This is a genomic window from Stenotrophomonas sp. Sm6012 (assembly GCF_030985895.1).
Taxonomy (GTDB): Bacteria; Pseudomonadota; Gammaproteobacteria; order Xanthomonadales; family Xanthomonadaceae; genus Stenotrophomonas; species Stenotrophomonas forensis.
On sequence record NZ_JAPTFX010000136.1, the window covers coordinates 1 to 13,219 of the forward strand.

The following is a 13,219-nucleotide window of genomic DNA, read 5'->3' on the forward strand; positions in this document are numbered from 1 at the left end:
CTGGGCCGGACCCCGGAGGGGGGTTCACGGCGTCCCCCGCGCCACCTACCCGCCCGGCCCAGCCGAGGAAAGCGCTGTTCGCGCCCCAGCCACGAGGGGCCCCGCCGTTGGCTGGAACCCATCATTCCATGACGGAATTGGCGCGCCGGCCCCGCTGGGCCTACCATCGGCGGTCCCCACCCCCACCGCCCCTTCCATGTCCGCTCCCGCTTCCGCCGCACCGCGTCGCTGGTTCGTTGCCGGCGACTTCAACGGCTTCTTCGGCCTGGTCGTCGACAACCTCTCCATCCTCGGCTTCATTGCCATGGCCCTGGTCGGCATCTTCCAGTTCCCCGCCGACGTAGTGTTCGGCCGCATGTTCCCCGGTACCGCCTTCGGCGTGCTGGTCGGCAACCTGCTGTACACGCTGATGGCGCGACGGCTGGCCGCGCGCACCGGCCGCGACGATGTCACCGCCATGCCGTTGGGCCTGGATGCGCCGACCAGCATCGGCATGGCCCTGCTGGTGCTCGGCCCGGCCTTCATCGCCTTCAAGCAGCAGGGCCTGGACCCGCATGCCGCCGGCATCGCCACCTGGCAGCTGGGCATGGCCGCGCTGGTCATCATGGGCGTGCTGAAGTTCGTGCTGTCGTTCTTCGGTGAAGCGGTCACCCGCGCACTGCCACGTGCTGCGCTGCTGGGATCCATCGCCGGCATCGCGCTGGTGCTGATGGGCCTGCTGCCGCTGCTGGAAACGCTGCGCTCGCCGCTGGTCGGCTTCACCACGCTGGGCCTGCTGCTGTACGTGCTGATTGCCAAGGGCAAGCTGCCGGTGCGTGGCCCGGGCGTGCTGCTGGCCTTCGTGTTCGGCACCGTGCTGTATTACGGCCTGGGCCTGGCCGGGCTGGGCGCGCCGGGCTTCCATGTGCCGTCGTGGGTGCCGCCACAGGTGGTGCTGCCGCTGCCGACGCTGGGTTTCCTCGAGGGCCTGCCGACGGCGATGACCTACCTGCCGCTGCTGCTGCCGTTCGGACTGCTGATGGTGGTCGGTGGCATCAATGTGTCCGAAAGCGCACGCGCGGCCGGTGATGACTACCGCACCCGCGACATCCTGCTGGTGGAAGCGGTGGCCACGCTGGTGGCCGGTGTCTGCGGCGGCGTTGCGCAGACCACGCCGTACATCGGCCAGCCGGCCTACAAGCACATGGGCGCACGCAGCGGCTATACGCTGCTGACCGGCCTGTTCGTCGGCATCGGCGGCATGCTCGGCATCATCTCCGGGCTGGTGCAGTGGCTGCCGCTGGCGGTGCTGGCACCGATCATCGTGTACGTGGCGATCGATATCACCACCCAGGCGTTCCAGGCCACGCCACGCCACCACGCCGGTGCGATGGTGTTCGGTTTCCTGCCGTCGGTGGCGTACCTGCTGGCGATCAAGGCGCCGGGCTGGATCGCGCCGGACCAGCTGCCGCAGTTGCTGACCAAGCTGGACGGCCACGGCCTGCCGGAACTGGCGGTGATCTTCACCCTCGGCAACGGCTTCATCATCACCTCGATGCTGTGGATCTCGGCAGTGGCGGCGATGGTCGATGGTCGCCTGCGTCGCGCCTGCGGTTTCCTGCTGGTGGCGGCGCTGTTGACCCTGTTCGGCCTGATCCACTCGGTGGACCCGCGCGGTGGCATCTACCTGCCATGGGACCTGGACGGGCTGGCGCGCATCATCAGCTGGCAGTTCGCGGGCGCCTATGTGGCGCTGGCGCTGCTGCTGGGGCTGTTGTCGTTGCAGAAGCAGGCGGTGAAGCCGCTGGATGGGAAAAGCTGACCCCACGGTAGTGCCGGAAGATGCCGTTGGTGTTGAACGCCAGCCGCCGTTCCGAAGCCAGGTAGGCGGCGATGTTCGGCCGCTTCGCCACACGCTCCTGCAGCGCACGCAGCAGGGGCAGGTTGGGCGCCAACGCCTGCATTCGCCGCGGGAACATGTAGTCCAGCCCACTCAGCAGCTGGAACAGCGACAGATCCACATAGGAATGCTCGCGCAGGGCATGGCGGCCGCCGTTGGCGGCCAGTACCTGTTCGAAATGGCCGAGGAACTTCGGCAGTCGTTCGCCACGTAGTGAAGCCGCACGCGCCTTGGCCTCGGTCTTCTGCTCTTCGTAGTATTTCGACGCGGCGATTGGATGGTGGGTGTCATGCACCTCGGCCACCAGGTCGGCGATGGTCAGTTGCAACTGCAGCGCCTGCATCCGCCGCGACGCGGCCTGCGGTACCAGGTCCAGGGTCGGACCGAGAAAATCCAGGATGGCCACCACCTGCGCGATCACCTGCCGGCCCGCCTTCAGGAACGGTGGTGCGAAGGGCAGTGCTCCCTCGCTGTTTCCATCGAGGAACGGCTGCATCACCGCATCGCCATGCACCCGCGCCATGTCGATGTAATCGGCGGCGGCATCTTCCAGCGCCAGTCGCACGAATTCACCCCGGCCCTGGATGCCGGTCCAGTAGTACAGCGCGTACTGCATGGCAGCGTCTCCGCACGACAAGACCCACAGCCTCGCGCAGGGTGTGCAAAGCAGGCGTGAGCGTGGCGCATGCGCAGGCCCCAACCCCAACGGCAGCGGAACAGACGGGGGAACCCACCGCAATCAATCCGGTCACACCTTGTCCATGCAGGTGAACAACGAGGGACTGCATCATGCAGAGTGGAAAGGCGGTATGGCCCTGGGTGCTGGGCGTGGTGGTGATCGGTGGCGCGGGGGGCTGGTTGTTCCGCGATCAGCTGAAGGGCCTGGCAGACGGTGTGTCGGTGCCGGTGCAGTCACCTCCCGCCAGCAGCGGTGCACCGCCACAACCGAAGGCAACCACAGCGCCCGCGCCAGCACCCCCGCCGATCAAGCATCCGCTCGATACCGGGGCCGCCGCCGACCCGGCGCTGCCGAAGCTGGCTGACAGCGATTCCGCCGCCTGGGGCGCGCTGAGCCAGCTGTTCCAGGGCGAGGGGCCGTTGACCCTGCTGCTGCGCGATCATCTGATCCAGCGCCTGGTGACCCAGGTCGACAACCTGGACAAGCCCAGCGTGCCGCCGACCGCACTGGCCGCGCGCCCACTGCCGGGCAGCCTGCAGGTGGAACCCGTTGAAGGTGGCGAGCGGATTGCCGCGGCCAATGCGGCGCGCTATGCGCCCTACGTGCAGGCGTTCACTGCGCTGGACCCCGCGGCGACGGCGGCTGCGTACAGGCGCTTCTATCCGCTGATCCAACAGGCCTATGTCGACCTGGGCCGGCCCGAAGGGTATTTCAACGACCGCCTGGTCGCGGTGATCGACCATCTGCTGGACACGCCGGAACTGGTGCAGTCGCCGCAGGTGGAACGCGATGAACGCGGCCGCTACCGCTTTGTCGATCCCACGTTGCAGTCGAGATCGATCGGCCAGAAGGCGCTGCTACGCATGGACGCGGCGCAGGCGCGGGCGGTCAAGCAGCAGCTGCAGGCGATCCGCAGCGCGATCGCTCGCGGCTGAAGGCTGAAGACTGCAGGGGCAGGTGTCATCGCCAGCGTGATAGGGTCTGGATCAGGTAGACAGGAGTGACCTTGATGCATCGAATGTGGTTGGGCGTGAGTGCGTTGTTCGCCACGACAGTGGCCTCGGCTGCGGCCGTCGAGACGCGCGATGGCGAACTGGGCGATCCCTACGGCTACACCCGCAGCGTGCGCCTTGCCGAACTGTCCCGGCTGCAGACGCTGGGCAAGTCACCCGGTGTAAAGGGCAAGCTGGGCCAGGCGGGTTTCTACCGCGTGCGCGGCGAGCTGGACCGCTCCAGCCAGGCGGCCCAGGAGTGCCTGAAGGCCGTGGCCAGCGAGGCGGCCGACAGTGTGAAGGGGGTCGAGTACCTGTGTTCGGCCACCCTGGCCGGCAATCTGCTCCTGCAGGGCGATATCGCGGGTTGGGCGGCGCAGATGCTCCAGGTTCGCACGCTGATGGAGCGCGACATCCGGCCGATGCTGAGCCCCAAGCTGCGCGACATCCATCTTGCTGGCATCAGCGAGCCGCATTTCGAGCGGTTTACCGCATGGCCGCGTAATGCCATGGCAGCGCAGCCGCCAGCCAGCGACATCAGTGTCCCCTTGCAGTTGGACAACGAACTGCCGACGCTCAGCCTGAAGCTGCGCACCGCAGCCGGTGAACGCGAGCTGCGCGTGCATCTGGACAGCGGCGCCGCACACTCGCGCATCGGCCGAGCGCTGGCGACCGAGCTGGGCTTGACGCTGACCGAGGGCTTCATGGCGGTCGATGGCAGCCCTGGCAAGTTGTATGCGCTGGCGGCACCGGTCGAGTTGGACATCGGCGGTGTCTCCGTGCGCGATGTGTCCTTTGCGGTACTGGGCCAGGACGACCTGCCACGCATCGGCCTGGACGTACTGCGCGCGCTGGGCCGGGTGCGGGTCAACAAGGATGCGCTGGTGATCCAGGCCACGGCCAGCCCGGTGCCGTGCACGCGGCGGATGGCCACGCTGTCCTCGCTATGGGCGGATGCGTACGACGTCCGCTATCCGATCCGCGCTGGCAAGGAGAGCGTGCTGGTCAAGGTGGATACCGGCTTCAACGGCGCCTTCCAGGCCCGCGGAACGTTGCCGACCACGCCACCCGCGTCGGCGATCCGGCGCAAGAACGTGATCACCACCGAAGGCAGCGAAGACATCCAGTTCGTGGAAGCGACCACGCCGGTCATGATCGGGGAGGAAGTGCTGAACCTGCCGATGAACCTGGGGCTGTCGCCCGGGCCCAACCCGCTGTTCAACCCGGACTGGCGCGTGGGCTTTGCCGCGACCCAGCGCTACAGCCTGTACATGGATGTTGAAGGCACCTATGGCTGCCCGGTGGCCGTTGCGGTGGCGCCACCGCTGTTGCCGCCGAAGCCGGCTCCCACGCCGCCTGCGGGCGGCTGATCCGCGGCTACAGGCTCTGCAGGAACGCCTCGATGTCTTGCAGATCCTGGCGGCCCAGCCCGCGCGGCCGCAGCAGTGGATCCGGCTCTGGGAACGGCGCCGCATCAGCCGGCAGCGCGGCCGGGGCGCGCGGGCGCGCGCCGCCCACGTTGTAGAACGCCAGCACGCCCGACAATTTCGGGATCATGCCGTTGTGCATGTAGGGCGCTGTGGCGGCAACGCCTCGCAGCGACGGTGTACGGAAACGGCCGCTGTCGGCGGGATCACCGGTGACCTCATAACGCCCCAGATCCTGCCGCGAACGCCCGCGGAAATGCAGGCCCAGATTATGGAAGCCGTTGTCGGTCAGCGCCGCCCCGCTGTGGCAGTTCATGCAACCGGCCTGCGTGCGGAACAGATGCAGGCCGCGCAGCTGGGTGTCGTCCAGTGCACGCGTATCGCCGCGCAGGAAGCGATCAAAGCGGCTGTTGCGCGGCGACAGGCTGCGCTCGAACGCGGCGATAGCCTGGCCGAGCTGGGCGGCATCGATGCGCGGCTGCGCGAACACCGCGGCGAAGTCAGCACGATAGGATGCATCGCGGCGCAGGCGACGCACGGCGCCGCGGGCACTGAACCCCATCTCGATGGGATCGGCGATGGGATGCAGCGCCTGCGCTTCCAGCGTGGCCGCGCGTCCATCCCAGAACAGCGGTGCCACGTGCGCGCTGGTGGCAACGCTGGGCGCATTGCGGCGGCCAGGCTGGCGATCATGACCGAAGGACACGCGGCGACCATCGGCCCAGCCCAGGTCCGGATCGTGGCAGCTGGCACAGGCCAGCTGCCGCGACTTCGAAAGAACCGGATCGAAGAACAGCCGCCGCCCCAGTGCCACCTTGGCTGGCGTGGAAGGATTGTCCGGTGGATCGACGGGCGACGGCAGTGGGGCCAGTTCCTTCCACGCCACGCCGGGTTCGACCTCCGGCGCGGGCCAGCGCGTACTGGGGCTGCTGTAGAGCGCACGCAGGCAGGCGCCATCCCAGCGTTCCGCCTTGCCCGGAGCAGGCGCGCAGACCGGCTGGGAAGGACGTGGCTGTGCAGCGCTGGCCAGCACGGCGCTGACCAGCACTGCACTCCAGCCAAGCCTGCGGCGGCGCGCGGGCCTCAGAACCGGTAGCCCACTTCGAGCCAGAACGAGCGTCCCATTTCGTAGTACGGCGCGCGGCTGACGCTGCTGGATACGCCATTCACCGCGCGCCGATCCAGCACGTTGAACACATCCACGTTGGCGAACACCGTGCCCATCGTCGACAACGGCTGCTCCCAGCCGATGCGCATGTCCCAGATCAACGAAGGGGCAAACCGCCGTCTTTCCCAGACCGCGACGCTCTGGCCGTCATGGACATCCTTCAGTCCGGTGTCCCGGATCGCGCGATACCCGGCCCGGTAGCGCAGCGTATTGCCCCAGGTCAGCCGAGCTGCCGGGATATGCGTGGTGCTGGCCAGTCGCGCGGTCCATGGGCGGTTGAAGTTGTCTGCCGGACGATCGCGGTAGCGGATGTAGCTGCCGTCGTAGCGGATGATCGGATTCTCGTAGTACGCGGTGCTGAAGTCGTCCTCGTAGTCGGGCGCAGAAGAGCGGCTGTCGGTCCAGTCCAGCGCCAGCAGGCCCGTGGTGCTGGTTCCGCCGAACTGCAGGCGGTGCAGGGGGCGCACGGTAAGGCTGATGATCTGTGTCTCGCTGCGGCCGTCGTTGCTCCAGGTTTCGTAGTGGGTGGCCAGCGAGGGGTCATCCGCGCGTTCGTCCTGTACCCGGCTGCTGGAACGCACGACCTGGTCACGCCCCTTGCGGTTGACGACCTTGCCGAGGAACTCCCAGCCCTTCCATTGCTGCTTGACGCCCAGCATCAGCTCATCGTCGTAGGCGATTCTCAGGCGATCGAAATGCAGCCCGTTGGCGGACTGCGTACCTGCGGTCCACTCGCTGTCGAGGGTGGGGCGGCGCTGGTTCCTGTATTGCAGCCGATCAAGGCCATCGCGCAGCCGCCACGTGGCCGCGTTGCGGCCGTAGTAGCGGTTGGCGCCCGCGATCAGCTGGGTGTCGCCGGCGGTGTCGAGATCCAGTGACATCGCCAGGCGCGGTGCGACCGTGGTGTGCTGCATGTAGCTGTCATGGTCGATGCGCAGGCCGGGACGCAATGACAGGCGCCCCGCGCGGATGCTGTCTTCGGCGTAGGCGCTCCAGCTGTCGATCTGGAAGTCCAGCCGGCCGCGCGTGTAATAGGTGCGGCTGGTGAAGAACTGTCCGGGCCAGTTGCTGGTGTTGGCGCGGCCGGTGCGGGTCAGGCCCATCCAGCAGGTCTGCGTGTCGGTGATGCCGGCCTTGTTGGTACAGCTGGTGGTGCGCGCCGGCGAGACATAGATGTAGGTGTCGTCCAGGCGCTCGTAGTCGACTTGCTGGTGCTGGTACTGGACGCCTGCCGCGAAACGATGCTCCATGCCCAGCCAGCGCTGCGGTGCCAGTATCAGATCGGCACGGTACTGGAGCGTCTTCTGTGCCTGGTCTATGTCGCCGAATTCACCTTCCAGCGAGCTGCCTGAAGTCCCCCAGTCCTTGCCCTCGGCCCAGTGCCAGCTCATGTAGTCCGCAGACTGCGGATGGCGGGACTGCTCGGTTGAACTCCAGCCCACCTGCTGGGTCAGAGTGCCCCATTGCGGCGACCACGTCGCCTTGAGCATCGCCTGGCGGCCACCGCCAATGATGTCGATGCCGGCACCGGGGACGTTGGAGCGGAAGTAGTGGGATTCCTCCGGCGCACGGGTAAAGCTTGCCTCGATGTCGAGCGTGTCGCTCGCTTCCCAGACCGCCTTGACGAACAGATTGTCGATGCTGCGCCGCTGGATCTGTTTCTCCGGATGCGCGTCGTCGACCAGGTGCGACTGCAGGTTGTAGGTGGGAATGGTCGAGCGCTTGCGGGTGAAAGTGGCCAGGACGCCGATGCGGTCGGTCAGATAGCCCTCCAGATCGGCGCGCGTGGTGGTCTTCTTGAATTCCGGCTGCCCGTCATTCGCGCCGGACGCCTTCTGGTAGCTGTCTGCGACGGTGGAGTCCAGGTGGTAGCGTGTCCACGAAGATCGCGAGGACTGGGTGGACAGGCGGCCGCTGAAGGTGCGTGATGGTCGCCGGGTGCTCGCTTCGACAACGCCGCCGTTGAATCCACCATAGGCGGCCGAAACGTTGCTGTCATGCACGGTGATGTCTTCCAGCAGGCTGCTGTCCAGCGCCAGCGCCTGCGAGCCGCCTGGAACGGAGAACAGCCGGTATACCTCCGGATCCGCACCCGGGTCGATGTCGTTATTGAAGTTCATGCCATCGACGATGAACGCGTTCTGATAGAACTTCGCACCATTGATGCTGATTTCCGCAGGGCGGATTTCGCCGGGGCTGAAGCTGCCCTGGTCGGCATTGTCGAACTGCACGGCGGGATGGATGCGCAGCAGCCGGGTGATGTCACCGTTGCCGGCGGCCTGCGCCGCGACGTAGCTGCGGTCCATTTGCAGGCTGCCTCCGAAGGTCGAACCAGTGTCCCGCCCCGGCACATGCAGGGTACTGGTGCGTCGTGCGCCTGCCGAGAGCTGCGCGCGCTGCAAGGTGTAGCTGCCATCGGCGCGGCGCACCGCGCGCAGCCCGCTGCCGTGCAGCAGTGCGTCGAACCCTGCGTCCACGTCCAGCCCTGTGGCAATCGATGGAGCCTGGCGGCCACGGGTCAGCGCGGGGTCGAAGGACAGGGCCACGCCATGCTCGGCGGCGAACGCGCCCAGTGCACTGCCCAGCGAGACGGTGCTGCGCTGGACGTGCAGGGATTCATCGGGCGGAGATTGAGCCAACGCGGGTGTGGCGGCGAGCGCGGTGGCGAGGAGGCTCAGTCGAAGCCGGGGCAGGTTCACGGTCATGGGGAGGAAAGTGAGGGGTTCATATCCTCTGCCACGCGACGCTCGGAAAAGTGTCAGCCGCGATGTCCCGCAGCCGACACGTGGATCCACAGCCCCTGCTCGATCCGAAGCGCATGGGTGGCGGCAAGCATCGACAGGCTGCGTTGCAGGTCGTCCAGCGGGAATGCGCCGGACACCGGCAGGCCGGCGATGCGCGGATCCACGCGCATCCAGCGGTGCTGGTAGCGCCCCAGCTCCTGCAAGACCTGCTGCAGCGGCATTGCATCGGCGACCAGCATGCCCCGGACCCACGCGTCAGCGCCGGGTGGCGCAGGCATGGGCCGTGGCAGCCGGGTCAGGTTCCAGCGCACCTGCTGCCCGGCGTCGACCTGGCGCTGTTGACCCGGCGTGGAGATCCGCACCGCGCCGCGCTGAACCACCAGCAGGGCGTCGTTCCCGAACAGGCGCACGCTGAAACTGGTGCCAAGTGCCTGCAGCGTGCCGTAGGGGGTCGTAACCCGGAACGGCCTTGCCGGGCATTGGGGATCAGCGGCTGTCTCCACCAGCATCTGCCCATGCCGCAGCCGCAGAAGGCGCGCATGTGCATCGAATGCGATGTCGACCGCAGTGCTGGTATCCAGGTGCAGCACACTGCCATCGTCCAGCACCTGCTGGGCGCGCTCGCCCACGGCCGTGCGCGCACTGGCATCCCACGCTGCGTCGTCCCACAACCGCCAGGCCAGCCATCCACCGAGTGGCGCCACCAGCAGAGCGGCGACGCTGCGCAGTACGGCGCGGCGCCCAGCCGACGCGGGCGGCTGCAGGGTGCGCTGGGCCAGCGCTGTAGGCACCTGAGCGGTCAGCGCCAACAAACGTTCCGCGCGCTGCCAGGCGTGGGCGTGTGCCGGATCGGCATCGTGCCAGCGTTGCCATTGCGTGCGCTGCGCCGCGCTGTCGTCCTCGTGCAGGCGCATCAGCCAGTCGGCGGCCTGTTCCAATACGCGCGGCGGAAGGGCCGGTGCGGCGGCGGTCTCAGCCGGCATGCGCCAGGCAGCCCATCAGCGCCCGCTTCATGTGCCGCTTCACCGTCGACAGTGACAGCCCCAGCTGTTCGCTGATGGCCTCATAGCGCAGCCCATCGAACTGCGCCAGCATGAACACCCGGCGTGCCATCGCGGGCAGGCCGTCGAGCATCGCGTCGATCTGTTGCAGGGCCTCACGCACCAGCGCCTGTTCCTCCAGCGAGGGCAGCACCGGCTCTGGAAACTGCGCCAGGTACTCCAGGTAGGCGCGCTCCAGTGCCTGGCGCCGGAACCAGTTGGCGGCCAGCCCGCGCGCAATGGTGGTCAGGAAGGCACGCGGCTCGCGCAGCGCGGCCAGGTCGCGGCCCTGCAGCAGTCGCGCGAAGGTGTCCTGGGTGAGGTCATCGGCCACATCACGATTGCCTACGCGACTGCTCAGCCAACCCTGCAGCCAGGCCCGGTGATCGCGGTACAGCACGCCCAGTTGTTCGTGGTGGGGAGGCATGAAGGAGACGCGCGGCGCTGATCGAAATGAGAATGATTCGCAAGTATGGCATCCGTGATGCGCCGATTCCAGTGTTACGCGCGCGCTGGCTTGCGCAGGATCAACGCGGCGGCAACATGCGGTGCGGCATGCTGGCCGCGGGCTGACTGGCCTCCGGATGCAGTCGCAGTCACCCTTGAAACCGGGTGGGGCAACCGCATCTTTCCAGCATCGCCGGCAGTGGCCGGCCCTGATCACCGATGAGGTTCTGCAATGCGGATGGACAAGCTCACCTCGCGTTTCCAGCAGGCGCTGGCAGACGCACAGTCGCTGGCCGTGGGCCGCGACAACAGCATCATCGAACCGGTTCACCTGTTCAGTGCGCTGCTGGACCAGCAGGGCGGCAGCACGCGCCCGCTGCTGGCCCAGGCCGGCGTGAACGTGCCGGTGCTGCGCGAGCGCCTGACCGAGGCGCTGGATGCACTGCCCAAGGTGTCCGGCCAGGCTGGCAACGTCTCGATGGGCAACGACCTGGGGCGGCTGCTGAACCAGACCGACAAGCTGGCCCAGCAGCACGGCGATGCCTTCATCGCCAGCGAGTGGTTCGTGCTGGCCGCGCTGGAAGACAGCGGCACGCTGGGCATGGCGCTGCGCGCCGCCGGTGCCGACAAGGCGCGCCTGCAGACCGCCATCGACAAGCTGCGTGGCGGCGAGAACGTGCAGTCGGAAAACGCTGAAGAACAGCGGCAGGCGCTTGAGAAGTACACCATCGACCTGACCGCGCGCGCCGAGAGCGGCAAGCTTGATCCGGTGATCGGCCGTGACGAGGAAATCCGCCGCACCATCCAAGTGCTGCAGCGCCGGACCAAGAACAACCCGGTGCTGATCGGCGAACCCGGCGTAGGCAAGACTGCCATTGTCGAAGGCCTGGCCCAGCGCATCATCAATGACGAAGTGCCCGAGGGCCTGCGCGGCAAGCGCGTGCTGTCGCTGGACATGGGCGCGCTGATCGCCGGTGCCAAGTTCCGCGGTGAATTCGAGGAGCGCCTGAAGGGCGTGCTCAACGACCTGGCCAAGAGCGAAGGGCAGATCATCCTGTTCATCGACGAGCTGCACACCATGGTCGGCGCCGGCAAGGCCGACGGTGCGATGGATGCCGGCAACATGCTCAAGCCTGCACTGGCGCGCGGCGAGCTGCACTGCGTGGGTGCCACCACGCTGGATGAGTACCGCAAGTACATTGAAAAGGACGCCGCGCTGGAGCGCCGCTTCCAGAAGGTGTTCGTGGGCGAGCCGTCGGTGGAAGACACCATCGCCATCCTGCGCGGGCTGAAGGAGAAGTACGCCGTTCACCACGGCGTGGAAATCACCGATCCGGCCATCGTGGCCGCCGCCACGCTGTCCAACCGCTACATCACCGATCGCCAGCTGCCAGACAAGGCCATCGATCTGATGGACGAGGCGGCGTCGCGCCTGCGCATGGAAATCGACTCCAAGCCGGAGGAACTGGATCGCCTGGAACGTCGTGTGATCCAGCTGAAGATCCAGCGCGAGATGCTGAAAAAGGAAAAGGACGAGGCTTCGCGGCAGCGCTTGGCCGATCTGGAAAACGACATCGAGGCGCTGGAGCGCGAGTTCTCCGATCTCAATGAAATCTGGAAGTCGGAGAAGGCCGCGCTGCAGGGTGCAACCAAGATCAAGGAGCAGGTCGAGCAGGCCAAGCTGGAGCTGGAATCGGCGCAGCGCCGCCAGGATTTCGCCAGGATGAGCGAGATCCAGTATGGCCTGCTGCCGCAGCTGGAAAAGCAGCTGGCCGCTGCGCAGGAGGCCGAACACAAGGACTTCAAGCTGGTGCAGGACCGGGTTACCGACGAGGAGATCGCCGAGGTCGTGTCGCGCTGGACCGGCATTCCGGTCAACAAGATGCTCGAAGGTGAGCGCGACAAGCTGCTGCGCATGGAAGAGGTGCTGCACAACCGCGTGGTCGGCCAGGAGGAAGCGATCAAGGTCGTCTCCGACGCCGTGCGCCGTTCGCGTGCGGGCCTGTCCGATCCGAACCGGCCGGCCGGCTCGTTCCTGTTCCTCGGCCCGACCGGCGTGGGCAAGACCGAGCTGTGCAAGTCGCTGGCCGAGTTCCTGTTCGACAGTGCTGACGCGATGATCCGCATCGACATGAGCGAGTTCATGGAGAAGCACAGCGTCGCCCGCCTGATCGGTGCCCCTCCGGGCTACGTGGGTTACGAAGAGGGTGGTTACCTGACCGAGGCGGTGCGCCGCCGTCCGTATTCGCTGATCCTGCTGGACGAAGTGGAGAAGGCGCATCCGGATGTGTTCAACATCCTGCTGCAGGTGCTGGACGATGGCCGGCTGACCGATGGCCAGGGCCGCACCGTGGACTTCCGCAACACCGTCATCGTGATGACCTCGAACCTGGGCTCGCACCAGATCCAGGACATGAGCGCTGATGACAGCCCGGAGGCCTACACGCAGATGAAGGCGGCGGTGATGGGCGTGGTGCAGGCGCACTTCCGCCCGGAGTTCATCAACCGCCTGGACGACATCGTGGTGTTCCACCCGCTGGACAAGCAGCAGATCAAGCAGATCGCGCGCATCCAGATGCGTGGCCTGGAAAAGCGCCTGGCCGAGCGCGGCTTGAAGCTGGAGGTGTCCGATGCTGCGTTCGACCTGCTGGGCAACGTCGGCTTCGATCCGGTGTATGGCGCGCGTCCGCTGAAGCGCGCGATCCAGGCACAGCTGGAAAATCCGCTGGCGCAGAAGATCCTGTCCGGCGCCTTCGTCAACGGTGACACCATTGAAGTCGGCAACGACGGCGGCCACCTGGTGTTCGCCAAGGCGTGAGTCCATCGGGGCGCTGCCTGAGCGC

8 protein-coding genes and 1 pseudogene are annotated in these 13,219 nt (G+C 67.1%); 4 read left to right on the top strand and 5 right to left on the bottom strand.

Features of this window, described 5'->3' with window-relative positions; genetic code table 11:
• The first annotated feature begins 196 nt into the window (after window positions 1–196).
• The gene (locus O0J73_RS18200) at window positions 197–1,801 is read left to right on the top strand and encodes a hypothetical protein (protein WP_308309308.1); all 1,605 of its coding nucleotides are present in this window, start codon (window positions 197–199) and stop codon (window positions 1,799–1,801) included.
• Window positions 1,802–1,808: 7 nt separating this feature from the next.
• Here the strand turns inward: O0J73_RS18200 and O0J73_RS18205 are convergent.
• Window positions 1,809–2,495, bottom strand: a pseudogene (locus O0J73_RS18205) (glutathione S-transferase); the annotation flags it as partial.
• 173 nt (window positions 2,496–2,668) lie between these two features.
• Here O0J73_RS18205 and O0J73_RS18210 point away from each other — a divergent pair.
• Entirely contained in the window at window positions 2,669–3,493 is an 825-nt protein-coding gene (locus O0J73_RS18210; RefSeq protein WP_006465519.1) for a DUF3014 domain-containing protein, read from the top strand.
• Window positions 3,494–3,567: 74 nt separating this feature from the next.
• Window positions 3,568–4,920, top strand: a complete 1,353-nt coding sequence (locus O0J73_RS18215; RefSeq protein WP_308309309.1) for an aspartyl protease family protein — start codon at window positions 3,568–3,570, stop codon at window positions 4,918–4,920.
• A gap of 7 nt (window positions 4,921–4,927) precedes the next feature.
• Here O0J73_RS18215 and O0J73_RS18220 read toward each other — a convergent pair whose 3' ends face one another.
• From O0J73_RS18220 to O0J73_RS18235, 4 genes are read right to left on the bottom strand one after another with little or no spacing between them, the layout of a single operon-like run.
• On the bottom strand, window positions 4,928–6,025 hold the full coding sequence (locus O0J73_RS18220; protein WP_308309310.1) for a cytochrome c peroxidase: 1,098 nt from the start codon (window positions 6,023–6,025) through the stop codon (window positions 4,928–4,930).
• Between the two features lie 35 nt (window positions 6,026–6,060).
• Entirely contained in the window at window positions 6,061–8,850 is a 2,790-nt protein-coding gene (locus tag O0J73_RS18225) for a secretin and TonB N-terminal domain-containing protein (protein ID WP_308309311.1), read from the bottom strand.
• A 53-nt stretch (window positions 8,851–8,903) separates the two neighbouring features.
• A complete protein-coding gene (locus O0J73_RS18230; protein WP_006438328.1) occupies window positions 8,904–9,872 on the bottom strand; it encodes a FecR domain-containing protein in 969 nt (322 codons plus the stop codon).
• A complete protein-coding gene (locus tag O0J73_RS18235; protein ID WP_180853425.1) occupies window positions 9,862–10,356 on the bottom strand; it encodes a sigma-70 family RNA polymerase sigma factor in 495 nt (164 codons plus the stop codon). Before O0J73_RS18235 ends, O0J73_RS18230 begins: the two co-directional genes overlap by 11 nt.
• A 252-nt stretch (window positions 10,357–10,608) precedes the next feature.
• Between O0J73_RS18235 and clpB the strand changes: the two genes are divergently transcribed.
• Window positions 10,609–13,194: an ATP-dependent chaperone ClpB gene (clpB, locus tag O0J73_RS18240; RefSeq protein ID WP_197564827.1), complete on the top strand. Its 2,586-nt coding sequence runs from the start codon at window positions 10,609–10,611 to the stop codon at window positions 13,192–13,194.
• Window positions 13,195–13,219: the final 25 nt, after the last annotated feature.

What these genes read in the sequence shown, in the direction of transcription:
- O0J73_RS18200 (WP_308309308.1), top strand. Translation starts at nt 197, where the DNA reads ATGTCCGCTCCCGCTTCCGCCGCACCGCGTCGCTGGTTCGTTGCCGGC.
- O0J73_RS18210 (WP_006465519.1), top strand. Translation starts at nt 2,669, where the DNA reads ATGCAGAGTGGAAAGGCGGTATGGCCCTGGGTGCTGGGCGTGGTGGTG.
- O0J73_RS18215 (WP_308309309.1), top strand. Translation starts at nt 3,568, where the DNA reads ATGCATCGAATGTGGTTGGGCGTGAGTGCGTTGTTCGCCACGACAGTG.
- O0J73_RS18225 (WP_308309311.1), bottom strand. Translation starts at nt 8,850, where the DNA reads ATGACCGTGAACCTGCCCCGGCTTCGACTGAGCCTCCTCGCCACCGCG.
- O0J73_RS18230 (WP_006438328.1), bottom strand. Translation starts at nt 9,872, where the DNA reads ATGCCGGCTGAGACCGCCGCCGCACCGGCCCTTCCGCCGCGCGTATTG.
- O0J73_RS18235 (WP_180853425.1), bottom strand. Translation starts at nt 10,356, where the DNA reads ATGCCTCCCCACCACGAACAACTGGGCGTGCTGTACCGCGATCACCGG.
- clpB (WP_197564827.1), top strand. Translation starts at nt 10,609, where the DNA reads ATGCGGATGGACAAGCTCACCTCGCGTTTCCAGCAGGCGCTGGCAGAC.